Annotated in this window: 20 protein-coding genes; 4 read left to right on the top strand and 16 right to left on the bottom strand. The window is 68.9% G+C overall.

Features of this window, described 5'->3' with window-relative positions:
- Positions 1–21: 21 nt before the first annotated feature.
- The 4 genes from AC1DWT_RS35070 to AC1DWT_RS35055 form a co-directional block, all read right to left on the bottom strand.
- Positions 22–1,671, bottom strand: a complete 1,650-nt coding sequence (locus AC1DWT_RS35070; protein WP_477924159.1) for a class I adenylate-forming enzyme family protein — start codon at positions 1,669–1,671, stop codon at positions 22–24.
- 17 nt (positions 1,672–1,688) lie between these two features.
- Entirely contained in the window at positions 1,689–2,453 is a 765-nt protein-coding gene (locus AC1DWT_RS35065; RefSeq protein ID WP_206013239.1) for an SDR family NAD(P)-dependent oxidoreductase, read from the bottom strand.
- A gap of 34 nt (positions 2,454–2,487) precedes the next feature.
- On the bottom strand, positions 2,488–3,621 hold the full coding sequence (locus tag AC1DWT_RS35060; protein WP_095862420.1) for a thiolase family protein: 1,134 nt from the start codon (positions 3,619–3,621) through the stop codon (positions 2,488–2,490).
- Positions 3,622–3,705: 84 nt separating this feature from the next.
- Entirely contained in the window at positions 3,706–5,034 is a 1,329-nt protein-coding gene (locus tag AC1DWT_RS35055) for an MFS transporter (protein WP_072947205.1), read from the bottom strand.
- Between the two features lie 212 nt (positions 5,035–5,246).
- Between AC1DWT_RS35055 and AC1DWT_RS35050 the strand changes: the two genes are divergently transcribed.
- From AC1DWT_RS35050 to AC1DWT_RS35040, 3 genes are read left to right on the top strand one after another with little or no spacing between them, the layout of a single operon-like run.
- Positions 5,247–6,440, top strand: coding sequence for an acyl-CoA dehydrogenase family protein (locus AC1DWT_RS35050; protein ID WP_206013241.1), 1,194 nt, complete (start codon positions 5,247–5,249; stop codon positions 6,438–6,440).
- Between the two features lie 17 nt (positions 6,441–6,457).
- Positions 6,458–7,615, top strand: coding sequence for an acyl-CoA dehydrogenase family protein (locus AC1DWT_RS35045; protein ID WP_206013243.1), 1,158 nt, complete (start codon positions 6,458–6,460; stop codon positions 7,613–7,615).
- A gap of 47 nt (positions 7,616–7,662) precedes the next feature.
- The gene (locus AC1DWT_RS35040) at positions 7,663–8,427 is read left to right on the top strand and encodes a trans-aconitate 2-methyltransferase (protein ID WP_206015985.1); all 765 of its coding nucleotides are present in this window, start codon (positions 7,663–7,665) and stop codon (positions 8,425–8,427) included.
- 8 nt (positions 8,428–8,435) lie between these two features.
- On the opposite strand, the gene AC1DWT_RS35035 is transcribed toward AC1DWT_RS35040, so the two are convergent.
- The 6 genes from AC1DWT_RS35035 to AC1DWT_RS35010 all read right to left on the bottom strand — a co-directional run bounded on the left by AC1DWT_RS35035 (position 8,436) and on the right by AC1DWT_RS35010 (position 15,274).
- Complete coding sequence (locus AC1DWT_RS35035) at positions 8,436–9,377, bottom strand: TAXI family TRAP transporter solute-binding subunit (protein ID WP_206013245.1); 942 nt, start codon at positions 9,375–9,377, stop codon at positions 8,436–8,438.
- Positions 9,374–10,789 carry a sensor histidine kinase gene (locus tag AC1DWT_RS35030; RefSeq protein ID WP_206013247.1) on the bottom strand — a complete coding sequence of 472 codons (1,416 nt, stop codon included), beginning with the start codon at positions 10,787–10,789 and terminating at the stop codon, positions 9,374–9,376. Before AC1DWT_RS35030 ends, AC1DWT_RS35035 begins: the two co-directional genes overlap by 4 nt.
- A 1-nt stretch (position 10,790) precedes the next feature.
- Positions 10,791–11,450, bottom strand: coding sequence for a response regulator transcription factor (locus tag AC1DWT_RS35025; RefSeq protein WP_206013248.1), 660 nt, complete (start codon positions 11,448–11,450; stop codon positions 10,791–10,793).
- Between the two features lie 15 nt (positions 11,451–11,465).
- Entirely contained in the window at positions 11,466–12,833 is a 1,368-nt protein-coding gene (locus tag AC1DWT_RS35020) for an MFS transporter (RefSeq protein ID WP_206013250.1), read from the bottom strand.
- Positions 12,834–12,971: 138 nt separating this feature from the next.
- Positions 12,972–14,105, bottom strand: a complete 1,134-nt coding sequence (locus AC1DWT_RS35015; RefSeq protein WP_206013252.1) for a CaiB/BaiF CoA transferase family protein — start codon at positions 14,103–14,105, stop codon at positions 12,972–12,974.
- Entirely contained in the window at positions 14,102–15,274 is a 1,173-nt protein-coding gene (locus AC1DWT_RS35010) for an acyl-CoA dehydrogenase family protein (protein WP_477924155.1), read from the bottom strand. Before AC1DWT_RS35010 ends, AC1DWT_RS35015 begins: the two co-directional genes overlap by 4 nt.
- Positions 15,275–15,422: 148 nt before the next feature.
- Here AC1DWT_RS35010 and AC1DWT_RS35005 point away from each other — a divergent pair, with 148 nt between their 5' ends.
- The gene (locus AC1DWT_RS35005) at positions 15,423–16,457 is read left to right on the top strand and encodes a LacI family DNA-binding transcriptional regulator (RefSeq protein WP_072947214.1); all 1,035 of its coding nucleotides are present in this window, start codon (positions 15,423–15,425) and stop codon (positions 16,455–16,457) included.
- Positions 16,458–16,460: 3 nt separating this feature from the next.
- Here the strand turns inward: AC1DWT_RS35005 and AC1DWT_RS35000 are convergent, their stop codons facing one another.
- From AC1DWT_RS35000 to AC1DWT_RS34975, 6 genes are all read right to left on the bottom strand, one after another.
- A complete protein-coding gene (locus tag AC1DWT_RS35000) occupies positions 16,461–17,984 on the bottom strand; it encodes an acyl-CoA synthetase (protein WP_206013254.1) in 1,524 nt (507 codons plus the stop codon).
- A 46-nt stretch (positions 17,985–18,030) separates the two neighbouring features.
- The gene (locus AC1DWT_RS34995; RefSeq protein ID WP_072947808.1) at positions 18,031–18,639 is read right to left on the bottom strand and encodes a hypothetical protein; all 609 of its coding nucleotides are present in this window, start codon (positions 18,637–18,639) and stop codon (positions 18,031–18,033) included.
- A 171-nt stretch (positions 18,640–18,810) separates the two neighbouring features.
- Positions 18,811–19,593 (bottom strand): enoyl-CoA hydratase, encoded by a 783-nt coding sequence (locus AC1DWT_RS34990; RefSeq protein WP_095862411.1) that lies wholly within the window; start codon positions 19,591–19,593, stop codon positions 18,811–18,813.
- 43 nt (positions 19,594–19,636) lie between these two features.
- Positions 19,637–20,818 carry a fumarylacetoacetase gene (fahA, locus tag AC1DWT_RS34985; protein WP_206013256.1) on the bottom strand — a complete coding sequence of 394 codons (1,182 nt, stop codon included), beginning with the start codon at positions 20,816–20,818 and terminating at the stop codon, positions 19,637–19,639.
- Positions 20,815–21,684: a hypothetical protein gene (locus AC1DWT_RS34980; protein ID WP_477924165.1), complete on the bottom strand. Its 870-nt coding sequence runs from the start codon at positions 21,682–21,684 to the stop codon at positions 20,815–20,817. Before AC1DWT_RS34980 ends, fahA begins: the two co-directional genes overlap by 4 nt.
- Complete coding sequence (locus AC1DWT_RS34975; protein ID WP_206013258.1) at positions 21,681–22,880, bottom strand: homogentisate 1,2-dioxygenase; 1,200 nt, start codon at positions 22,878–22,880, stop codon at positions 21,681–21,683. Before AC1DWT_RS34975 ends, AC1DWT_RS34980 begins: the two co-directional genes overlap by 4 nt.
- Positions 22,881–22,898 lie beyond the last annotated feature (18 nt).

Genomic DNA, 22,898 nt, shown 5'->3' with positions numbered 1-22,898 from the left:
GTTGCGTCCACCCAGCGGGAGCTACGTCGCCGCGGTCGCGAGTTGCTCGCGCAGCTTCGTCTTGAGGATCTTCCCGGCCGCGGAGGTCGGCAACTGCTCGACCACCACGACGTCGCGTACCTTCTTGTACGGCAGCACCCGCTCGGCGACGAACGCGGACACCGCGTCCCCGTCGATCCTCACACCGGGCATCGGCACCACGAACGCCACCGGCTCCTGGCCGACGCTGCCTGCCTCCCTGCCGACGACGGCGGCGGAGGACACGTCCGGGTGCGAGACGAGGATCTCCTCGAGCTCACGCGGATACACGTTGTAGCCCTTGTAGATCAGCATGTCCTTGGTGCGGTCGCAGATGAACAGGTACCCGTCCTCGTCGAGGTAAGCGATGTCGCCGGTGTCGAGCCAGCCGTCGACGAACTGCTGCGCCGTGATCTCCGGGTGGTTCAGGTAGCCGTCCGTGACCTGCGGTCCGCGGACCCACAGCTTGCCGCGGTCGCCGGCCTCCAGTACGGCACCGGAATCGTCCTGGGCGCGGATCTGCACCTCGGTGTCGAAGACCGGCAACCCCACGCTGCCGAGTTTGTAGGCGACGGAGCCGGTCAGCGGTGCGGAGGCGACCAGGCAGGTTCCCTCCGTCAGCCCGTACCCCTCGACCACGCTCGCCGACGGGAACGCCCGGCTCAGCGCCTCGAGGGTCACGTGGTCGATCGGTGCGGCCCCCGAGGAGACCACCCGCACCGAATCGGTGTCCCGGGTCGCGGCGTCGGGATGCGTGGCGACCGCGTGCCACATCGCCGGGCTCCCGGTGATGTACGTGGCGCGGTGCGTCTCGATCAACTCCAGCATCCGCCCGGGCTCGAAGCGTCCGGCGAACACCTGCGTCGCCCCGCACAGCAACAGGAACGACATGTTGATCAGCGCATGCGCGTGGAACAGCGGCGACACGACGACGGTCGCGCCGTCGCCGGGCACCACCCCGCGGTCGCCGAGACTCTCGATGGGACGCAGTTCGATGCCGCCGTCGTCGGTGGCGCAGACCTCGTGGYCCGCCCGCCAGGCGATCATCTGGGTGACGTTGGCGAGGACGTTGCGGTGCAGCACCCGCACCCCCTTCGACAAGCCGGTGGTGCCGCCGGTGTACGCGAGGTGGGCCACGTCGTCCCCGGACACTGCCGGGGTGAACGGTGCGGCGGCGTACCCGCGGACGAACTCGTCGAACCCGAACTGGCCGCGACCGACGCCCGCGGGGAGGCCGGCCACCACGATGGTGCGCACGGTGGTGCCGCTCGCCGCCGCGGTGAGGGTGTCCAGTTGCCCGGGCTGGGTGACGGCGGCGACCGCCCCCGTGTCGATGATCTGCGAGCGCAGGCCGGGGCCCGGCTGCAACGGGTTGACCAGGGTGACGGTCGCGCCGGCCCGAAGCGCGCCGTAGTAGGCCACCACGAATTCGATGCAGTTGCCGAGGTGCAGGAGCACCACGTCGCGTTCGGTCACTCCCGCGTCCCGCAGCGCGGCGGCGAACGCTCCCGACCGCTGGTCCAGCTCGCGGTAGGTGCACACCGTGTCGCCGTCGACCACTGCGGCCTTGTCGCCGTACAGGTTCGCCATGCCGGACGGGAACGCCGCCAACGTCAGTTCGGGGTAATGCAATACCGGTGCAGCAGAATTCACGTTGGGTCCTTAGTTAGTCAGCGAGGTGCCATGCGGATGGCGCCGTCCAGGCGGATGGTCTCGCCGTTGAGGTAGCCGTTCTCGAGGATCTGGCAGGCGAGCTGTCCGAACTCGCTCGGCTTGCCCAGACGCGACGGGTTCGGCACCGACTTCTCCAGCGACGCCCGCACGTCGTCGCGCAGCCGGGCGAGGAGTGGGGTGTCCATGATCCCCGGGGCGATGGTGCACACCCGGATGTTACGGCTGGCGAGGTCCCGGGCCGCGGTGACCGTCATGCCCACGATGCCTGCCTTCGATGCGGTGTAGTTGATCTGGCCGATCTGGCCTTCGAATGCGGCGACGGACGCCGTCAGCACGACCGCACCGCGCTCGCCGTCGATCTCCTCCTGGCGCGCCATCCGCTCCGCCCCGAGCCGCAGGGCGTTGAACGAGCCCACGAGGTTGAGCCGGATCACGAACTCGAAGTCCTCGACGGAGCCTGCCTTGCCGTCGGAGTCGAGGATGCGCATCCGGCGTCCGGCGCCTGCGCAGTGCACGAGGCCGCGCAGTCCGCCGCGGTCGTCGGCGACGTCGAGTGCGGCCGCGAACTGCTCGGAATCGGTCACGTCGGCGGGGGCGAACTGGGCGGCGCTACCCAATTCCTTCGCGGCCGCCTCGCCATCGGAGTTCGGCARGTCGATGAGCGTGACCTGAGCGCCCGCGTCGACGAGCCGGCGGGCCGTCGCCAGACCGAGACCGGACGCGCCGCCGGTGACCGCGGTCGAAATTCCCTTGAGTTCCATCGTGCGTGTGTTCCCTTCGAAAGATGTTGCCGGATCAGAGAAGTTCGAGAATGGTGGCGTTGGCGAGGCCACCCGCCTCACACATCGTCTGCAGTCCGTACCGAATGCCGTTGTCCCGCATGTGGTGGACGAGCCGGGTCATGAGGATCGCCCCGGAACCGCCGAGCGGGTGCCCGACCGCGATGGCGCCGCCGAGCGGGTTCAGCCGGTCGGTTGCGGCGCCGGTCTCCGCCTGCCACGCCATCGGGACGGGAGCGAACGCCTCGTTCACCTCGAATGCGCCGATGTCGTCGATCTTCAGTCCCGAGCGGGACAGTGCCTTCTCCGTCGCGGCGATGGGTCCGGTCAGCATGATCACCGGGTCGTCGCCCGCGACGGCGCACGTGTGGATGCGGGCCATCGGGGTCAGGCCCAGTTGGGCGGCCTTCTCGCTCGTCGTGACGAGCAGCGCACCGGCGCCGTCGGAGATCTGCGAGGAGTTGCCGGCGTGGATCACGCCGTCCTCCTTGAAGACGGTCTTCAGCTTGCCGAGCGATTCGAGGGATCCGCCGCGGCGGATCCCCTCGTCGCCTGCGAGGACGTCGGAGAGCGGTGCGAGTTGCCCGTCGAATGCGCCCCGGTCCGCGGCGTCGGCCGCGAGTGCGTGCGATCGCAGCGCGTACTCGTCGAGCGCCTGACGGGACAGCCCCCACTTCTCGGCCATCATCTCGGCGCCGGTGCCCTGGCTGAACCCGCCGACGCCGTACCGGTCGAGGACGGCCGCCGGGAAGTGTTCGCCGTTCGTGCTGGCGCTGCCCATGGGAACCCGGCTCATCGACTCCACACCACCGGCGACGACGATGTCCTCGTGGCCTGCGATGACCGTGGCGGCGGCGAAGCTCACGGCCTGCTGGCTCGATCCGCACGCCCGGGTGAGGGTGGTGCCCGGCACCGATTCGGGCCAGCCGGCGGCGAGCACGGCGGTGCGGGCGACGTTGCCCGCCTGCTCCCCCACCTGGCTGACGCAGCCCCAGACGACGTCGCCGACCTGATCCGGGGAGAGTCCGGTGCGCGCCGCGAGGGCCTCGAGGACGTGCGCCGACAGATTTGCGGGGTGGATTCCGGACAGGGAACCGCCACGCCGCCCGATGGGCGTGCGGACGGCGTCGACGATCACTGCATCGCGCATGGTGTGTTCCTTCGATCTGAGGGGGTGACTCGAATCAATCACGGGCGAAGTCGTCAGCACAACGACTTTCGGCCGATCGCAGCGTTAGTTCGTGCCTATGCCCGCAGCGTCGCCCCGGACCAGTTTCTTGTCGCGCTCGGGGTTCGCGAAGAGCAGCGCCCCGACGGCGCACACGGCGGCGACGAGTCCGAGGGCCTGGAACGCGGTGGCGTACCCTTCGGCGGGCGAGGCGGCCGCGTCGACGATCAGACCCGTCGCGTAGGGGGCGACGAGACCGCCGATCGCCATGACGGCGAGGAAGACGCCCAGCGTGCCGGCGGTCTGGCGGGGCGGGCAGATCTCCGAGATCGCCGCGTTGAGCAGCGGAAACACCGACGCCGCGAAGCCGTAGCCGACGGAAACGACGAGGACGGCTACCGCGGGTGCGGTGATCGACGGGAGGGCCAACAGGATCGCACCGCAGATCAGCACCCCGACGGCGGGGACGACGACACGGACCACGCGGGACGTCGAGCCGCGCGCGAGCAGGCGGTCGCCGATCACGGACGACAACAGCATCAGGATCAGCCCGGCGATGCTCGGGAACGCGAACATGGAGCCGGCCTGGAGGCGGCTGTACCCGAGGCCCACCTCGAAGTACGACGGCAGCCACGTCAGAACCACGGCGACCAGTGCGTACACGCTCATGACGAGAAGCGCGCCGAAGATGAACGTGCGGGTCCGGAAGATGCGGCCCCACGGCACCGCCGGTTCGCCCGCGTCACCGGCGGCCGCGGAATCGGCGCCCTTGCCGCTGCGGATGTACGGGCCTTCGCTCCAGACGGTCAGCCAGACGACGCACCACAGAACTCCGATGGCGGCCAGTGCGACCAGCGCGTAGCGCCACCCGAACGTGACGGTCACGAACGCGAGAGCAGGCGCGACGGCGATCTTCGCGATCGATGCGGCACCGGCGAGCAGCGCGCTCGGCAGTCCGCGCTTGGCGGGTGCGTGCCACGAGTACGCACCCGTGTGGAGCAGCGCGGAGCTCGGACCTTCCGCGAGCCCGAGCAGCAGGCGACTGACCAGCAGCACCCCGAAACTCGCGACGACCACGAGCGGAAGAATTGCGACGGACCAGGCGATCGCGAGCAGCAGCAGCGCCCATCGCAGCGACATCCAGCGGTTCAGCGCGCCGGCGAAGAAGCCGCCGACGGTGAAGGTCAGGAAGAAGAGGCTGCCCACCAGCCCGATCTGCGAGGCGCTCAGCCCCAGTTCGTGGGCGAGGGGCTGGGCGATGATGCCGAGGACGGCCTTGTCGGCGTAGTTGACGACGTAGAGCAGCACGAGGAGCGCGGTCAGGCCCCAAGCGCGGCTGCGGGACTCGGAACCGATGGCGACGGTCCGGTCGAGGGTGGCAGTGGAGCGGGTCACGTGGTGATCCCTTCGAAGAATGTGGTGGCGTGGGTCACAGTATCTCGATTCATTGAACGGACCGGGAAGCCGTCGATCAATACGTACTCGGCGAAGGCACCGGCTACGTCTGCCTATGAGTCGCCGAGGTGCGGGTGCATTGGACTGCGCTATCCGACAGATAGCCCGAACGCCCCTAGCCGGGCCCCCGCGGATCGGGCATTCTGAATTCCATGAGCCGCCTCGCCCACACTCTCGATCTGACCGAGTTCCAGACCGAGATCGTCGACACCGTGCGCACTTTCGTCGATCGCGACATCATCCCGGCCGCACAGGAACTCGAACACTCCGACACCTACCCCCAGGCCATCGTCGACAAGATGCGCGACATGGGCCTGTTCGGGCTGATGATCCCCGAGGAGTACGGCGGGCTGGGCGAATCCCTGCTCACGTACGCGTTGTGCGTCGAGGAGCTCGCCCGCGGCTGGATGAGCGTGTCCGGTGTGATCAACACCCACTTCATCGTCGCGTACATGATCCGTCAGCACGGCACCGACGCCCAGAAGAACCATTACCTGCCGCGGATGGCGACCGGTGAGGTGCGCGGCGCGTTCTCCATGTCCGAGCCCGAGCTGGGTTCCGACGTCGCCGCGATCCGCACCAAGGCCGAGCGCAACGCCGACGGCGACTACGTGATCAACGGCCAGAAGATGTGGCTCACCAACGGCGGCAGCTCGACGCTCGTCGCCGCGCTGGTGCGCACCGAGGAGGGCGCCGCGAAGCCGCACGCCAACCTGACCACCTTCCTGATCGAGAAGCCCGCCGGTTTCGGTGAGGTCCTCCCCGGACTCACCGTCCCGGGGAAGATCGACAAGATGGGCTACAAGGGCATCGACACCACCGAGTTGCTGTTCGACAACTATCGCGCGGCCGCCGGCGACGTCCTCGGCGGAACCCCGGGCCGCGGGTTCTCGCAGATGATGGACGGCGTCGAGGTCGGCCGGGTCAACGTCTCCGCCCGCGCGTGCGGGGTCGCGATCCGGGCGTTCGAGCTCGCCGCCCGATACGCACAGCAACGCAGCACGTTCGGCAAACCGATCGCGGAGCATCAGGCAGTCGCCTTCAGCCTCGCCGAGATGGCGACGAAAGTGGAAGCCGCGCATCTGATGATGGTGAACGCGGCCCGCCTGAAGGACTCCGGGGAACGCAACGACGTCGCCGCGGGCATGGCCAAGTACCTCACCAGCGAGTACTGCTCCGAGGTGACCCAGGCCAGCTTCCGCATCCACGGCGGCTACGGCTACTCGAAGGAATACGAGATCGAGCGCCTGATGCGCGAGGCACCGTTCCTCCTCATCGGCGAGGGCACCAGCGAGATTCAGAAAATGATCATCAGCAAGGGCGTACTGCGCAGTTACGCACTGTAATCCGAAGGAGAAAACCCGTGCAGCGTACGGTGTTCAACGAAGATCACGACGCGTTCCGGAAGACCATCCGCGACTTCATCGCCAAGGAAGTCGCGCCCGTCCACCACGACTGGGAGGGCGAGGGACATCCGCCGCGCGACTTCTACCGCCGCCTCGGTGAACTCGGCGTGCTGGGCATCCAGGTGCCGGAGGAGTTCGGCGGAGGCGGTGAGAAGAGTTTCAAGTTCGCCGCGGTGGTCGGCGAGGAGACGGCGGCCGCCGGCGTCACGTTCGGCAGTTACTCCGTGCACACCAATCTGATCCTGCCGTACCTGCTCGAGTACGCCAGCGACGAGCAGAAGCAGCGGTGGCTCCCCGGATTCGCGTCCGGCGACATCATGTTCGCGATCGCGATGACCGAGCCGGGCACCGGTTCCGACCTCGCGAACATCGCGACGTCGGCGAAACTGTCGGCGGACGGGTCGCACTACGTTCTCAACGGCGCGAAGACGTTCATCACCGGTGGCGCGCTCGCCGACCGGATCCTCGTGGTGTGCCGCACCGCGCCCAGCACCCCCGAGGACCGCCGGTCCGGTCTCACCATTCTCGTCGTCGACACCACGTCCGAGGGTTTCGCGGTGGGCCGCAAGATCGAGAAGATCGGCCTGAAGGCGTCGGACACCGCCGAACTGTCCTTCACCGACGTGCAGGTGCCGGTGGCGGACCGACTCGGCGACGAGGGGGCCGGTTTCAGCTACCTCACCCACAACCTCGCGCAGGAACGTCTGTCCATCGCGCTCGGCGGGTCGGCGACCGCGGCCGCGGCGTTGCAGCACGCGATCGCGTACGTCAAGGAACGCAAGGTGTTCGGCAAGCCCGTCGCGGCGTTTCAGAACACCAAGTTCGTGCTCGCCGAGTGCGCCACCGAGGTCGAGGCGATCCAGCTGATGGCCGACCGGGCGCTCGAACTGCACGACGCGGGCGAACTCACGGTCGCCGACGCCGCGAAGGCGAAACTGTTCTGCACGGAGGCCGCGGGCCGGGTCATCGACAAGTGCCTGCAACTGCACGGCGGTTACGGCTACGTCCTCGAATACCCCATCGCGCGCCTGTACGCGGACACCCGCGTGTCCCGCATCTACGGCGGGACGAGCGAGGTCATGAAGACGATCATCGCGAAGGATCTCGGCCTCTGACCCCACACACCAACAGTATGGGCGTACTGTTTGAAGGCGTGGACGACATATGGGATCCGGACAAGTACCTCGCCTTCGCGGACCATCGGGGGCGCCCGTTCTACGAGTTGCTGTCGCGTGTCGACGCGCGGTCACCCCGCCGCGTGGTCGACCTCGGCTGCGGCCCGGGGAACCTGACCGTCAGCCTCGCCCAGCGGTGGCCGGACGCCGTCCTGGAGGCGTCCGACAGCTCACCCGAGATGGTCCGGGCCGCGCGTGACCGCGGCCTCGACGCCGCCCGGCTGGACGTCCGCGACTGGACGCCACAGCCCGACACCGACGTCGTCGTCTCCAACGCCGCCCTGCAGTGGGTGCCCGAACACCGGGAGTTGCTGCGCCGCTGGCCGGCACAGCTGCCGTCGGGGGCGTGGATCGCGGTGCAGGTCCCCGGCAACTTCGACGCGCCCTCGCACGCGATCGTCCGGGACCTCGCCGGGACCGAGCGGTGGTCCCGGTGGTTGACGGACGTGCCGTTCCGGGCGGACAACGTCGTCGACGATCCCGTCGGGTACGCGGGCCTGCTCGCGGACGCCGGGTGCGCCGTCGACGCCTGGGAGACCACGTACGTCCAGCAGTTGACCGGGGAGAACCCGGTGCTGGAGTGGATCACCGGAACGGCGCTCCGGCCGGTCAAGGATGCCCTCTCGGCGCCGGACTGGGACCGCTTCCGGGAGGAACTCGTCCCGCTCCTCGACGAGGCGTATCCCCGGCGACCGGACGGGAGCACGTTCTTCCCGTTCCGGCGCATCTTCGTCGTCGCCCGGGTGCAGTAGGGACCGGCTCAGCCGTGGTGTCTCCGGTACGCGGCGGCCGCTCCGGGGTGCAGCGGCACGCCTGCGGTGACGATCAACGACTGCCGGTCCAGGAACTGGCTGCCGGTCGCCTGATCCGGCACCAGTTCCGCGGCGTGGTCGATGAGCACCTCGACGATCGCGCCCGCGGCGCCGTCGGACACGGCCGGATCGGCGAGCAGCAGGTTCGCGAGACCGATCGTCGCGACCGACGTCTGCTGTCCGTACGTGCCGGGCGGAATCAGCACCGGCTCGTAGCGTGGGCCGAACCGCACCCGCAGTAGTTCCAGTTCGGCGGACAGGTCGAGCAGTCGCAGCGGGATCCCGAGATCCGCGAACGACGGCGTCGGCACCCCGCCCGCCCACAGCACCGCATCGACGGTGCCGTCCCGCAGGGCCTGCCCCGCATCGGTCATCGACAGGTGCAGTCGCGTCACGTCTCCCGGGCCCGCCAGGCCCAGGACGTCGAGGATGCGTTCGCCCGTCAGTTCCGCTCCGGAGCCTGTGGCGCCCAGACTGATTCGGGTTCCTCGCAGCTGCGAGGTGTCCGCGATCCCGGAATCGGCGCGCACCGCAAGCTGCATGTAGTTCTCGTACACCTTGCCGAGGGCGGTGAACGCGGCGCCGGCCTCCATCGCCGACACGGCGGCATCGGCGAGGCTCAACGCCAGTTCCGCGTCCCCGGACGCGAGCGCCGCCAGATTCTCCATCGACCCCGCGGTCCGGACCGGGACGATCCGCACCGGCAGTGCGGCACGTTCCGCGGCCGCGGCCGTCAACTGGGCGAACTCCCAGAAGAATCCGCCCTCCTCACCCGCGGCGAGTCGCAGCGGATCGGTACCGCTGTCCGAGCACGCGGCGAGTACCGAACCCGTGGCCGCGGTCGCACCCGCCGCGAGGACGCCGCGCAGCAGTGTTCGTCGCGTGATCACGGCGCCACCGCCGGGAGTGCCAGCGTCACCCGGAGCCCGTGTGGCCGTTCCGCGACGACCGACAGCGTTCCACCGGCGCCCTCGACCAGTGCGGTCGCGATGGACAGTCCGAGCCCGGTGCCCTGCTGCGCCGCCGCGGACCCGCGGAAGAACCGCGCAGACAGTTTGCCGATCTCGTCCTCGCTCACCCCGACCCCGTCGTCGCTGACCCGGATCTCGATTCCCGCGGCGGACCGTCCCGTGTCGATCCGGACCGTCGCCCCGCGACCGGCGTACGCGTGCGCATTGCTGAGCAGGACGTCCAGGACCTGGGACAGGTGACTGTCCTGGAAGTCCGCGACCAGCGGTTCGGCCAGCGGCCGGAACACGAGGGCCATCCCCGATTCCCCGAGAGCCTCCGTCCAGGCGTCGGCACGGTCCGCGAGGACGGCACCGACGTCGCACCCGCCGCGCGCAGACTCGTCCTCACCGGCGTCGGCGGGTGATTCGGCGACGGCGAGCGCGAGCAGCCCGTCCAGGATTCCGCCGAGCCGATCGACCTCCATCCCCGTCCGGCGGTAGGTTTCGGCGCCGGCCTCGGCGACGTGCGGGCCGAGAGAGTCGAGCCGGATGTGCAGGGCCGCGAGGGGGTTTCGGAGTTGATGGGCGGTGTCGGCGATCAGCTGGCGCTGCGCCTGCCCGGACGCCTGGACGGCGCCCGACATGGTGTCGAACGCCTTTGCGAGTTCCTGCACCTCCGGCGGTCCGCTGTATCGACCGGGCGGCCGCCCGGAGTTGCGACCCGTCCGCGGGCGCGGGGACGGGACCGCCTCGGTGAGGGCGCCGACCCTGGCGGTGAGCGCCCCGAGCGGGCGAACGGTCCACCGGGACAGCGCGATCGCGACGGCCGTGACCGCCGCCAGCGCGCCGAGCGCCCCCGCGACGATCACCAGCCACGACGTCCGGATGGATTCCCGTGCGGCGCGGGTGGACACGTCCAAGACGACGGCGCCGTCCACCTGCGCCCCGGTGCCGACGGGCACGGCCGACAGCACCCGGTTCGCCGACCACGGGGTCAGCGAACCGCTGATCCCCTGCTTCTGGTTGCGCAGTCCCGCCGTGATCGCCGCGGCGACGTCGGAGTCGTCCGGCGACAGTCCCGCCCCGGCGCGGACGTTTCCCCTGGCGTCGACGATGAGGACGCCCTCGCCGTACAACTCGTGGTAGCGGGCCACCTCCTCGCGCAGCAGCGTGGTACTTCCGGGGGCCTGGGTCTGCCCGGCGAGGCTCGCGAAATGCGTCGCGTCCGCCTCCCGGCTCAGCCGCAGGGCCTGGGTCCGTCCGGCACTGGTGGCCAGCGCCAGCGGGACCGCGAAGGCCACCACCGCGACGGCCGCGAACACCAGCAGGACGGCGAGCACACGGCGGCGCACGTCACGTGCCCCAGCGGTAGCCGTACCCGCGGATGGTCGAGATGAGGCCGGGGCGGCCCAGTTTCGCGCGCAGCCCCGTCATGTGCACGTCGAGGGTGCGGGAGATGGCCACGTACGCGTCGCCCCACACCGCGTCCATCAACTGCTGACGGCTCACCGCGGCGCCGGGACGGGTGACCAGTACCTCGAGAAGCTCGAACTCCTTGGCTGTCAACGCCACCGGAGCGCCGCCGACCTCCACCTCGCGTGCCGCCAGATCGACCACCACGTCGCCCTCGGTGACCGTCTGCTCTGCCGAACGTCCGGTCGCGGGCCTGCGCTGGGTCACGACGTCGAGCCGCGCAAGCAATTCCGCGAGCCGCGCCGGCTTGACGAGGTAGTCGTCCGCCCCGCCGCGTAGCCCCCGCACCACCGACCGTTCGTCGTCTCGGGCCGTGAGGATCACCACCGGAACGTCGCTGACGGCCCGCAGCTGCCGGAGCACCTGCAGGCCGTCCGCGTCGGGGAGACCGAGGTCGAGGATCACCGCGTCCATACCGCGATGGCCGAGAAGGAGATCGGAACCGCGGCGCATGCGCACCGCCTCGTGGCCGTGGGTTCCCAGCGCCTCCACGAGTGCGTCGCCGACTCCGTCGTCGTCCTCGACCACCGCGATCTGCACGTCACTTCCCTTCGATCAGCTCCGCGAGTCGACCAGCTCGACGTCGTCGTCCGGGGTGTCCGCCCGGCTGGACGTCCGGTCGAGGGGCGAACCGTTCGAAGTCTCACGCATGAAGACGTAGACGACGAGCGAGATGGCGATGCACCCCGTCACGTAGTAGAAGAATAGCGATTCGTGGCCTGCCCGCTTCAGGGCGAGGGCGACGGTCTCGACGGTTCCACCGAAGATCGCCAACGTGAGGGCGTACGGCAACCCGACACCGAGCGCACGGACCTTGGTCGGGAACAGCTCCGTCTTCACGATCGCGTTCACCGACGTGTATCCGGTGACGACGATCAGTCCCAGCATCATCAGCGCGAACGCGACCAGCGGATTCGTCGTCTTCCCGAGCACCGTCATCAGCGGCACGGTGAGGATGGTTCCGCCCACCCCGAAGAAGATGAGCAGCTTCCGGCGGCCGATGCGGTCGGACAGTGTGCCGCCGATCGGCTGCAACACGATGAACACCAGCAGGGCCGCGAAGTTGATCCACGCCACCGTGTCCTTGGAGATGCCGGACGTGTTGATCATGTACTTCTGCATGTACGTGGTGTACGTGTAGAATGCCACGCAACCACCGAGCGTCAGGGCGCAGACCAGCAGGCACTCGCGGGGGTACTGCAGCAGCATCCGCAGCGAACCCTCCTTCGGCCCACTCGCCGTCGCGTCGTCTTCGCGCTTGGCCTCCACCTCTTCGGTGAACGCCTCCGACTCGTCCATCGTGCGACGGAGCCACATCACCGCGACGGCACCGGCGGCGCCGATCAGGAACGGGATCCGCCAGCCCCACGACTGCATGGCCTCCGCCGGCAGTGTCAGCTGCAGAATGATCTGCACACCCAGTGCGATCAGCTGCCCGGCGACGAGCGTGACGTACTGGAAGCTCGAGTAGAACCCGCGCCTGCCCGGCGAAGCGACCTCGGCCAGGTACGTGGCGCTGGTGGCGTACTCGCCGCCGACCGACAGTCCCTGCAGCATCCGGGCGATCACCAGCAGCACCGGCGCCACGATCCCGATGCTCGCATAGGACGGCGTGACGGCGATGACGAGCGAACCCGCCGCCATCACCGTCACCGACAAAGTGAGCGCCGATCGGCGACCGCGGCGGTCCGCGTACCGTCCCATGATCCAGCCGCCGATCGGCCGCATGAGGAACCCGACCGCGAAAACGGCTGCCGTGGACAGCAACTGCGCGGTGGTGTCGCCCTCGGGGAAGAACTCCTTCGCGAAGTACACGCTGAACGCCGCGTAGACGTACCAGTCGTACCATTCGATCAGGTTGCCGACCGAACCCTTCAAAACATTGCCGATGACTCGGCGCTCACCCGTCGATGTGGTGCTCACGCGGGACTCCTCTCGATGCCCTGGATCTCTGCGTTCACACCACAGTGGGTCACGTCACATCGATACGGAAGAGCCGCGGAGCCTTCCTAACACTCCCTTAGGAAAGAGCCCCCGTGAGTACTTGTTAACCGCGGGCGGTTAACAAGTACTCACGGCTGGGGTGTCCTCGCCCAGCCGCGGCGGCGCGCTGCGATAGCTCGCCGGGGTGGCGCTGAGCCGGATCGGGTTCGCCACCTGCCGCACCGGCCGGTCCCTGCGCGGGTCGTCGATCTCGACCACCGGGTTCAGCCCGAGCCGCTCGGCGAGCGCCACCGCGTCGGCGATGTCGTTGAGCGGCCCGCACGGGACGCCCTCGTCGGTCAGCTTCTCGAACCACTCGTCCGCCGAGCCCGCGGACAGCGCCGCGGTGATGTCCCGGACCAGTTGCTCGCGGTGCGCCACCCGTTGCGTGTTGGTCGCGTACCGCTCGTCGTCGGCGAGTTCAGGAACACCGAGAACCTCGACGAGAGAGGCGAACTGACGGTTGTTCCCCACCGCGAGTACCAGCGGACGGTCGCCGGTCCGGAACACCTCGTACGGCGCGATGCTGGGATGCCGGTTTCCCATCGCCTGCGGAACGACACCGGCGCCCACGTACCCCGACGTCTGGTTCGCGAGGGCGGACAGCAGCGACGACAGCAGGTTCACCTCGACCCGCTGCCCCTCCCCGGTGCGGTCGCGGTGACGCAGGGCCGCCAGGATCCCGACCGCGGCGTGCAGTCCGGTGATGATGTCGACGACGGCCACCCCGACCTTCGTCGGAACGCCGGGTTCGGGTCCGGTGATGCTCATCAACCCGCCGACGGCCTGGATGAGCAGGTCGTATCCGGGGAGGTTGTTCTGGCCGCCGAACCCGGTCACGGAGCAGTAGACGACGTCGGGATTGATCTCCCGCACGGCGTCGTAGCCGAGCCCGAGCCGGTCCATCGTGCCGGGCAGGAAGTTCTCCACCACCACGTCGGCCCGCGCGGCCAGTTCCCTCGCCTGTTCCAGGTCGACGGGGTCGCGCAGGTCCCACGCGAAGGACCGCTTGTTGCGGTTGACGGACTGGAAGTAGGTGGACTCGTCGCCCACCCACGGCGGACCCCATTGCCGGGTGTCGTCGCCGACGCCGGCGCGCTCGATCTTCACGACCTCGGCGCCGAGATCGGCGAGCAGCATCGTGGCGTACGGCCCGGCGAGCACCCGACCGAAGTCGGCGATCAGCAGGCCGTCCAGGGATGCACTTCTCACCGGAACGCTGCCTCGCCCGTCAGCGCACGGCCGATCACCAGCTGGTGCACCTCGGACGTTCCCTCGTAGGTCAGCACCGACTCGAGGTTGTTGGCGTGACGGATCACGGGGTACTCCAACGTGATTCCGTTGGCTCCGAGAATGGTCCGGCACTCGCGGGCGATGGCGATGGCCTCGCGGACGTTGTTCAGCTTGCCCGTGCTGACCTGCTCGGGGCGGGCCTCGCCGCGATCCTTCAGACGTCMGAGGTGGTAGGCCAGCAGGTGTCCCTTGCCGACCTCGAGGGCCATGTCGGCGATCTTCACCTGAGTGATCTGGTAGGCGGCGAGCGACTTGTCGAACACCTGACGGTCCTGAGCGTAGGAGATCGCGGACTCGAGGCAGTCGCGGGCCGCGCCCATCGCACCGAAGATGATGCCGAACCGGGCCTCGTTGAGGCAGCCCAGCGGGCCGGACAGCCCCTTGGCCTCGGGCAGCATCGCGGATTCGGGCAGCCGGACGTCCTCGAGCACGAGTTCCGAGGTGACGGACGCGCGCAGCGACATCTTGTGCTTGATCTCGGGCGCGGAGAAGCCGGGGGTGTCGGTGGGCACGACGAATCCGCGGATGCCGTCGTCGGTGCGCGCCCACACGACGGCGACGTCGGCGACGGACCCGTTGGTGATCCACATCTTGGTGCCGTTGAGGATCCAGTCGTCACCGTCCCGCTTGGCGTTGGTGCGCATGCCTGCGGGGTTGGAGCCGAAGTCGGGTTCGGTCAGCCCGAAGCAGCCGATCGCCTTGCCCGCGGCCATGCGCGGCAGCCATTCCTGCTTCTGGTCCTCGCTGCCGTAGTGGTGGATCGCGTACATGGCCAGCGAGCCCTGCACGGACACGAGGCTGCGGATTCCGGAGTCTACGGCCTCGAGTTCCAGGCAGGCCAGGCCGTAGGCGGTGGCGCTCATTCCGGCGCAGCCGTATCCCTCGAGGTGCATACCGAGCACGCCGAGTTCGCCCAGCCCTTCCGCCAGTTCACGCACGGGCAGCGCCGCCGCTTCGAACCATTCGCCGATGTGGGGCCGGATCTTCTCGTCCGCGAATCGGCGCACGGTGTCGCGGATCGCGATCTCCTCGGTGTCGAGCAGCGAGTCGAGGGCGAACAGCTGGGACAGGGTCTGCGAGTCGGACATGTGTTCCTCCACGGGGCCGGTGGGGCTGGTGTGCAAACGTTCGCGAGAACGATTGCACGAACGATTTCGTCACGTAGACTAAGTCGCGTTCCGGCGGACGTCAACCACGAGGCCGCCGGGTCCCCGACCCCGAGCGCGAGGATTGCCCGTGAACCTGCCGGATCGCCCGACCCGCACGTCCGGGCGTCCGCCGACCCTCCGCGAGATCGCCGAACGTGCCGGCGTCCACGTGTCGACGGCGTCGCGGGTGCTCCGGCAACCCGAACCCGCCGACGGCTGGTCCGACGCCGCGTTGCGGGTGCGCGAGGTGGCGGTGGAACTCGGCTACCAGCCCAACCTGTGGGCCGCGAGCCTGCGCACCCGCAAGACCACCACCCTCGGCGTCGTCATGCCACGACTCACCGACGGAGTGGTCGCGACCATGTTCCAGGGCATCGAGGAGACGGCCACGCAGGCCGGCTACTCCGTGCTGCTGTCGAGCCCACCCGACGACCTCGACGCCCAGCGCCGCGCCATCGAGTTCCTCGTCAGCAGGCAGGTCGACGGCCTGCTGCTCAGCAGCCTGCACAGCCCCGGCCGCGAGTTCGTCGACTCACTGTCGGTGGGGGCGCTGCCGATGCTGCAGCTCAATCGGCACGCCGATGTCGGTCTGCCGTTCGTGTCCGGCGACGACCACCGGGGCGGCTACCTCGCCGGACGCCATCTCCTCGACCGCGGTTTCACCGAGATCGCCGCCATCGCAGGCCCCGACCACGCGAGCACCTCCCGCGATCGGCTCGCCGGATTCCGGGACGCGCTGGCCGAGAACGGCATCGAACTGGGACCGGAGCGCGTCGTCCGCTCCGACTTCGACGTGTCCGGCGGTGTCGCCGCCGCCACCGTTCTCCTCGAGTCGGATTCGCGCCCCGAGGCGATCTTCACCGTCAGCGACACCATCGCGATCGGCGTCCTCGGCGTCGCCCGCGACCTCGGGCTGCGGATCCCCGACGACCTCGCACTGGTCGGGTACAACGACATTCCGGTGGTCGCCCAGCTGCCGGTGCCGCTGACGACCGTCCGGTCACCCGCCCGCCTGATCGGCGCGACGGGGGTGCGTCATCTGCTGTCGCTCATCGCCGGCAACGACGTCGAATCGGTGAAGCTTCCGGTCGAGTTGATCGAGCGGGCGTCCACCAAGAAGTAGTGGTCAGAGTTTCGCCCGCAGTTCCCGCTTGAGCAGCTTTCCGCTCTGGTTGCGGGGCAACTCGTCCACGAACACCACCTGCTTGGGCACCTTGAACGGCGCGATGCGCTCCTTGACGTGGGCGATCAACCCGTCCCGCGTGATGTCGGACGCGTCCTCCCGCAGCACCACGACCGCGGTGATCGCCTCGATCCACTTGTCGTCCGGCGTCCCGATGACGGCGACCTCGGCCACGTCCGGGTGCGTGTAGATGGCGTCCTCGACCTCGCGCGACGCCACCAGGATGCCGCCGGTGTTGATGACGTCCTTGATGCGGTCGACGACGGTGATGTACCCCTCGGCGTCTCGCGTCACCAGATCACCCGAGTGGAACCAGCCGTCGCGGAACGCCTCCGCGGTGGCGTCGGGGTTGTCCCAGTACCCCAGGCACAGCTGGGGCGAACGGTAGAGCACCTCGCCCGGCGTGCCGTCGGGAACGTCGTTGCCGTCCGGATCCACCACCCGGGTCTCGACGAAGAACACGGCCTTGCCGCACGACGACGGCCTCTCCTCGTGCTCGGCGGGCTGCAGCACGGTGGCGAGCGGCCCGATCTCGGATTGTCCGAAGCAGTTGTAGAAGCCGAGGTCGGGGTAGCGTTCGCGCAGCCGCTTCAGCACCGTCACCGGCATGATCGACGCACCGTACTGCGCCTTCTTCAGCGACGACAGGTCGCGGGTCTCGAGATCGGGATGTCCGGCGAGCGGCACCCACACGGTCGGGGCCAGGAACAGCGAGCCGATGTGATCGGCCTCGATGCGCCGCAGGATCTCCGGAATGTCGGGGGTCTGCATCAGATTCACCGAGGCGCCCACCGACAGGTACGGCATCATGAACACGTGCATGCCCGCCGAGTGGTACAGCGGCATGCAGATCAGCGGATTGTCACGCTCGTCCAGCGCGAGGGCGATCACGGAGGACACGTACTCGTGCACGAGTCCGCCGTGAGTCATCATGGCGCCCTTCGGCTTCGACGTCGTCCCCGACGTGTACAGCAGTTGCGCCAGGTCGGTGGACGCGACCGGCACGGCCACGGCGGGCACGTCGCCGGAGCCGCTGTGGGCGAGCAGGGAATCCTCGGCGTCACGCAACGGCACCACGTGACGCAGGTCCAGCCCGTCCCGGATCGAGTCGAGGGTGCCCCGCAGCGCCGGATCGACCAGCACCGCGGTGCTCCCGGACTGCGACACCAGGTAGGTCAGCTCTTCGCCCTTGAGCGCATAGTTGACGGGGACGTGCACGAGACCCGCACGCGCGCAGGCCAGGAACCCGATCGTGTACGCGTCCGAGTTGGTGCCGTACGCGGCGACGCGCTCACCGGCCGACAGTCCCAGCGACTGCAGGTAGGCGGCGGCGCGGCTGACCGCGTCGTCGAGTTCCCGGTACGTCCACGTGCGGTCCTCGAACGTCAGCGCCCTGCGGTCGGGGAACTTGGCGGCCGAGCGCCGCAGCACTCCGTCGACGGTATCGGTGCGCGCATCCAGACTCATGCACGAAGGTTATAGGACGTCCAACTACCTTGCCAGAGGTTTCGGGCTACCTCCCAGCCGACACCAGCATCGGCGAATGCATGTCGTAGTACGTCACGTCGTCGGTCAGCCGGCCCTCCTCCTCGAACAACGACCTCAGGTCGTCCGGTATCTCCAACTTCTCGTGGGAACGGGCCTCCGCTTCGGACGTGAAGTACACCGCCTCGACGTACCCGCCGTCGCCGTAGGTGCACAGCGTTCCACCGAGGATCTCCGGTCGCAGCTCGTGCACCCGGTCGGCGGACTCGTCCAGCAACTCCCGCATCCGGTGCGCGTCCGTCGTGTGGCCCTCCATGACCTGCACGAACGTCGCGTCGTCCGAACCGCCACCCATCCACTCGGCCACCTCGGGGCAGTCCATGAAGGACACCGGTCCGTCGAAGCACCGCTCGGTCTCCGCCCACCAGGCGCCCTGCTCGGGGCGCTCACTGTTGAGCCGGGCAGCCTCTGCCGATTCGAATCGCGCCAGCGCGATGAACGTTCCGTCGTCGCACAATCCCTGGGTGCATCCGAGGAAGCCCGTCGCCCCCGGACGCACGTCCTCGGTCCAGCGGTCCATGCATCGGACGAGGCCGGCCTCGTCCGACACCTTTCCTTGAATGATTTGGATGAACATCGATGTCACCTCCCGCGGGACAGTCGCCCCGCAGTGAGAACATTCTCGGTGGCCGGCCTGTCGCGGTCCACCGTCGGCGGGCGCCGACGGCCCGCGGCCGCAGCCACTGCACCCCTGATCTTTCGCCGGTTCGCTACACCACGCAATGCAGGCAGGGCCTGTCGCGGAGGGCTATTTGCCCTGCCACTGCGGGGTGCGCTTCTCGACGAACGCCTGCATGCCCTCCTGGGCGTCGCAGGTGACGGCGTTGGTCGCCATCGTCTCGGCCATCGCCTGGTACGCCTCGCCCTGGGGAAGGTCGATCTGGCGGTAGAACGCCTGCTTGCCGATCTTCACGGTGAGCGGGCTGGCCTTCGTGATCTTCGCGGCGAGCGCCCGGGTCTGCGCGTCGAGGTCCTCCGGTGCGACCACCAGGTTCACCAGGCCCCAGTCCGCCGCGGTCTCGGCATCGATCGTTTCGCCGGTGAGCAGCATCTGCAGGGCGCGCTTGCGTCCGATCGCGCGGCTGAGCGCCACCATCGGGGTGGAGCAGAACAGGCCGATCTTCACTCCGGGTGTCCCGAACACGGCGTTCGACGACGCCACCACGAGGTCGCACGACGCGGCGAGCTGACAGCCCGCCGCGACCGCCGCACCCTGCACGGACGCGATGACCGGCTGCGGAATCTCCTGCACGGCCTGCATCATCTCGACGCAGGTGTCGAAGATGGCCTGCTCGTCCTCGAGGGTGCGGCCGATCATCTCCTTCAGGTCGTGACCCGCGGAGAACACCGGTCCTGCAGCCCTGATGACGACGACGCGGGTGGTGTCGTCRTCGCCCAGCTTCCGAAGCGCTGCGGTGACGTCCCGCATGGCTTCGGACGACAGCGGATTGCGCTGTTCGGGGCGGTTCAGGGTGAGGAACGCGACGCCGGTGTCCGGCAAGGCAGTGGTCTCGACGAAGTTCTCGGTCATGACTACTGCCTACCACCCGTGAGTACTTCTTAACCGCCCGCGGTTAAGAAGTACTCACGGGTGGAGCAATGCGGGCCCGCACCTCACCGAAGCCGATGCGGGTGCCGTTGGGGCCCGGTGCGGTGGCGGAGATGGCGATCTCGTCGCCGTCCTCGAGGAACGTGCGCTTCTCGTCCCCCACGACGACCGGATCCTGACCACCCCACGTCAGTTCGATGAACGCTCCGCGCTGGTCCTTCTCGGGTCCGGAGATGGTGCCCGATGCGAACAGGTCGCCCGTGCTGGCGGCGGCGCCGTTGACGGTGGTGTGCGCGAGCATCTGCGCCGGCGACCAGTACATCTGTGCGTACGGCGGCCGCGACACGACGTGCCCGTTCCACTCGACGGCCAGGTCGATGTCCAGACCCCACTTCTCCTCGCCGCGCAGGTACGGCAGCGGCTGCGGATCCTGCGTCGGGGTGTCGATGCGGGCCGCCTCGAGGGCCGCCAGCGGCACCACCCACGGGGAGATGGACGTCGCGAAACTCTTCCCGAGGAACGGGCCGAGCGGAACGTACTCCCAGGCCTGGATGTCGCGGGCGGACCAGTCGTTCACGACGACCGCGCCGAACACGTGGTCCGCGAATCGATCCGGCGTGATGGTCTCCCCCAGCTTCGTCGGGACGCCGACGAGGAAGCCCATCTCGGCCTCGATGTCGAGGCGGCGGGACGGCCCGAAGTCGGGCGCGTCCTGATTCGGGGCCTTGCGCTGCCCGCACGGCCGGACCACATCGGTGCCCGACACGATGACGGTGCTCGACCGCCCGTGGTATCCGACCGGCAGGTGCTTCCAGTTGGGCATCAGCGGCTCGGAGTCAGGGCGGAACAGTCGTCCGAGGTTGGTGGCGTGATTCTCGGACGCGTAGAAGTCGACGTAGTCCGCGATGGCCACCGGCAGGTGCATCGTCACGTCCTCAACCGCGAACACCGCGGTGTCGGCGACGTCGCCCTGGACGAGTTCGGTGACCTGCCGGCGAACCTCGCTCCAGCGGGCCGGGCCCTGCGCCATGAACGCGTTGAGGGTGGGCTGCGCGAAGACGTCGTCACCCAGGGTGACGGCGAGATCCACCACGGAATCTCCCACCCGCACACCGACCCGGGGGGCCGAGTCCGCGGTCGAGAACATACCGTACGGCAGGTTCTCCAACCCGAACAGCGAATCGGCGGGAATGTCGAGGACGGTCATGCGTGGGCTCCTTCATCGGCGGAAGCGTGCTCATCGGAGAGGGCGGACGACGGCACGAGGTGCAGTGCGACGAGATCCTCGAGGGGCTCGAGGATGCTGCACGTGCCGAAGGATCGGAAGGCGGTGCGGACGGCGCCGACGACGTCGGCGGGGAGGTCGCTCAGTTCGCGGGCGATCCGGGTGCCGTCACGTTCGGCGAGGGTCGCGGCCACCCGGTCGGTGTCGGCGCCGTCGAGTGCGTGCCGGGTGGCGAGAAGCACGTTGAGGAAACCGTGCTGCTCGAAACCGGTGCGCGGATCGGTGTTGCGGACGGCGTGGTGCAGTCCGGCCGTGGCCTTGAACGGGACACCTGTCGTGACGGCGGCGCGCACAGCGGACGCGAGTTCGCTCTCGTCCGGGTAGGCCTCGGCGACAACGCCTCCCGTGCGGAATTTCGCCGCGAACGGGCCTCCGACGAGTGCGGCGAGGAAGTCGGCCCGGCGCTCGCCGCGCGGAACCTCGACGAACACCTCACAGCCGGAGGTCAGGTCTGCCGCGGCGTCCAATGCGGCGAAGAACTCCGCGGCCGTCTGTTCGGCGGGCGGCGCGATCTCGAGCGCGACGGCGGTGGCACCGTCGATCTGCGCGAGGCRGTCGAGTGCGGGTTCGAGAGTGGCCGGGCCACCGGGCAGTGTCAGGCTCAACTCGATCGCGCCGGCTGTCAGTTCGTCCAGCCGGGCGACGGGGAACACGAAGGGGCCGACGAGATCCCCGTACGGCGCCGACAGATGCCTGGTGTGCGCGGGCAGAGCGTCGGGTAGCGGCGCGTTTCCGGGCGGAAACAGGGCGGCGTCGTCGCAGAGACCGGAGAAGAGAGCGGGGATCACTGCTTCGGCCCCCGTCCTGCCCAGGTCCACGCGTAGCCCGAGTCCTCGCAGGCCAGTGCGCCCTCGCCGAGTTCGAGCGGACGGAACGTGTCGACCATGACGGCGAGTTCGTCGAAGAACTCGGCCCCGATGCTGCGTTCGTACGCGCCCGGCTGCGGTCCGTGCGCGTGGCCGCCGGGGTGGATCGAGATGGACCCCTGCCCGATGCCGGAACCCTTGCGCGCCTCGTAGTCGCCGCCGACGTAGAACATGATCTCGTCGGAGTCGACGTTCGAGTGGTAGTACGGCACCGGAATCGACAGCGGGTGGTAGTCGACCTTGCGGGGCACGAAGTTGCAGATGACGAAGTTGTTGCCCTCGAACGCCTGATGCGCCGGCGGCGGCTGGTGCACGCGCCCGGTGATCGGTTCGTAGTCGGAAATGTTGAACGTGTACGGGTACAGGCACCCGTCCCAGCCCACGACGTCGAAGGGATGCTGCGGGTACACCATTCGCGTGCCGACGATCCCGTGCGACGTCCGGTGCTTGACGAGCACCTCGACGTCGGTGCCCTCGGCCTGCAGCGTGTCGGACGGTCCGTGCAGATCGCGCTCGCAGTAGGGCGCGTTCTCGAGCAGCTGACCGAACCGCGACAGGTACCGCTTCGGCGGGACGATGTGGCTGTTGGCCTCCATTGCGTAGGCGCGCAACGGTTCCGGGCCCTGCGGGATCCAGCGGTGCGTGGTCGACATCGGAATCAGGACGTAGTCGCCCTGCTTCGCCTCGAGCGCACCGAACACGGTTTCGACGGTGGCGGCCCCGGATTCGACGTACACCATCTCGTCGCCGATCGCGTTGCGGTACAGCGGCGATTCCTTGGCGGCGACCACGTAGGAGATGCGGACGTCGGCGTTGCCGAGGATCAGCCGGCGTCCGGTGACCACGTCCGTGTCGGCCCAGACCGTCTCCGGGAAGAGGTCGTGCAACTTCAGGTGGCGCGGCTTGAGCGGGTGATTGGGGGTGGTGCTCTGGTCGGGCAGGTCCCACACGGTGGCGTCGACGATCGCCGACGGGATGTGGCGGTGGTAGAGCAGCGAGGAGTCGGAGGAGAAGCCCTCTTCTCCCATCAACTCCTCGAAGTAGAGCTGACCGTTGTCGTCACGGTGCTGCGTGTGCCGCTTGGGCGGAATGTTGCCCACGTGCCGATAGAACGCCATGACCGGCCTCCCTAGAAG

The sequence above is a fragment of the Rhodococcus sp. P4_B6 genome (genome assembly GCF_056402215.1).
This window is presented reverse-complemented; position numbering and strand designations above follow the sequence as displayed.

Bases quoted from the DNA above. Each gene is read 5' to 3' on its own strand.
- AC1DWT_RS34995 (WP_072947808.1), bottom strand. From the start codon at position 18,639: ATGTTCATCCAAATCATTCAAGGAAAGGTGTCGGACGAGGCCGGCCTC.
- AC1DWT_RS35060 (WP_095862420.1), bottom strand. From the start codon at position 3,621: ATGCGCGATGCAGTGATCGTCGACGCCGTCCGCACGCCCATCGGGCGG.
- AC1DWT_RS34975 (WP_206013258.1), bottom strand. From the start codon at position 22,880: ATGGCGTTCTATCGGCACGTGGGCAACATTCCGCCCAAGCGGCACACG.
- AC1DWT_RS35050 (WP_206013241.1), top strand. From the start codon at position 5,247: ATGAGCCGCCTCGCCCACACTCTCGATCTGACCGAGTTCCAGACCGAG.
- fahA (WP_206013256.1), bottom strand. From the start codon at position 20,818: ATGACCGTCCTCGACATTCCCGCCGATTCGCTGTTCGGGTTGGAGAAC.
- AC1DWT_RS35000 (WP_206013254.1), bottom strand. From the start codon at position 17,984: ATGAGTCTGGATGCGCGCACCGATACCGTCGACGGAGTGCTGCGGCGC.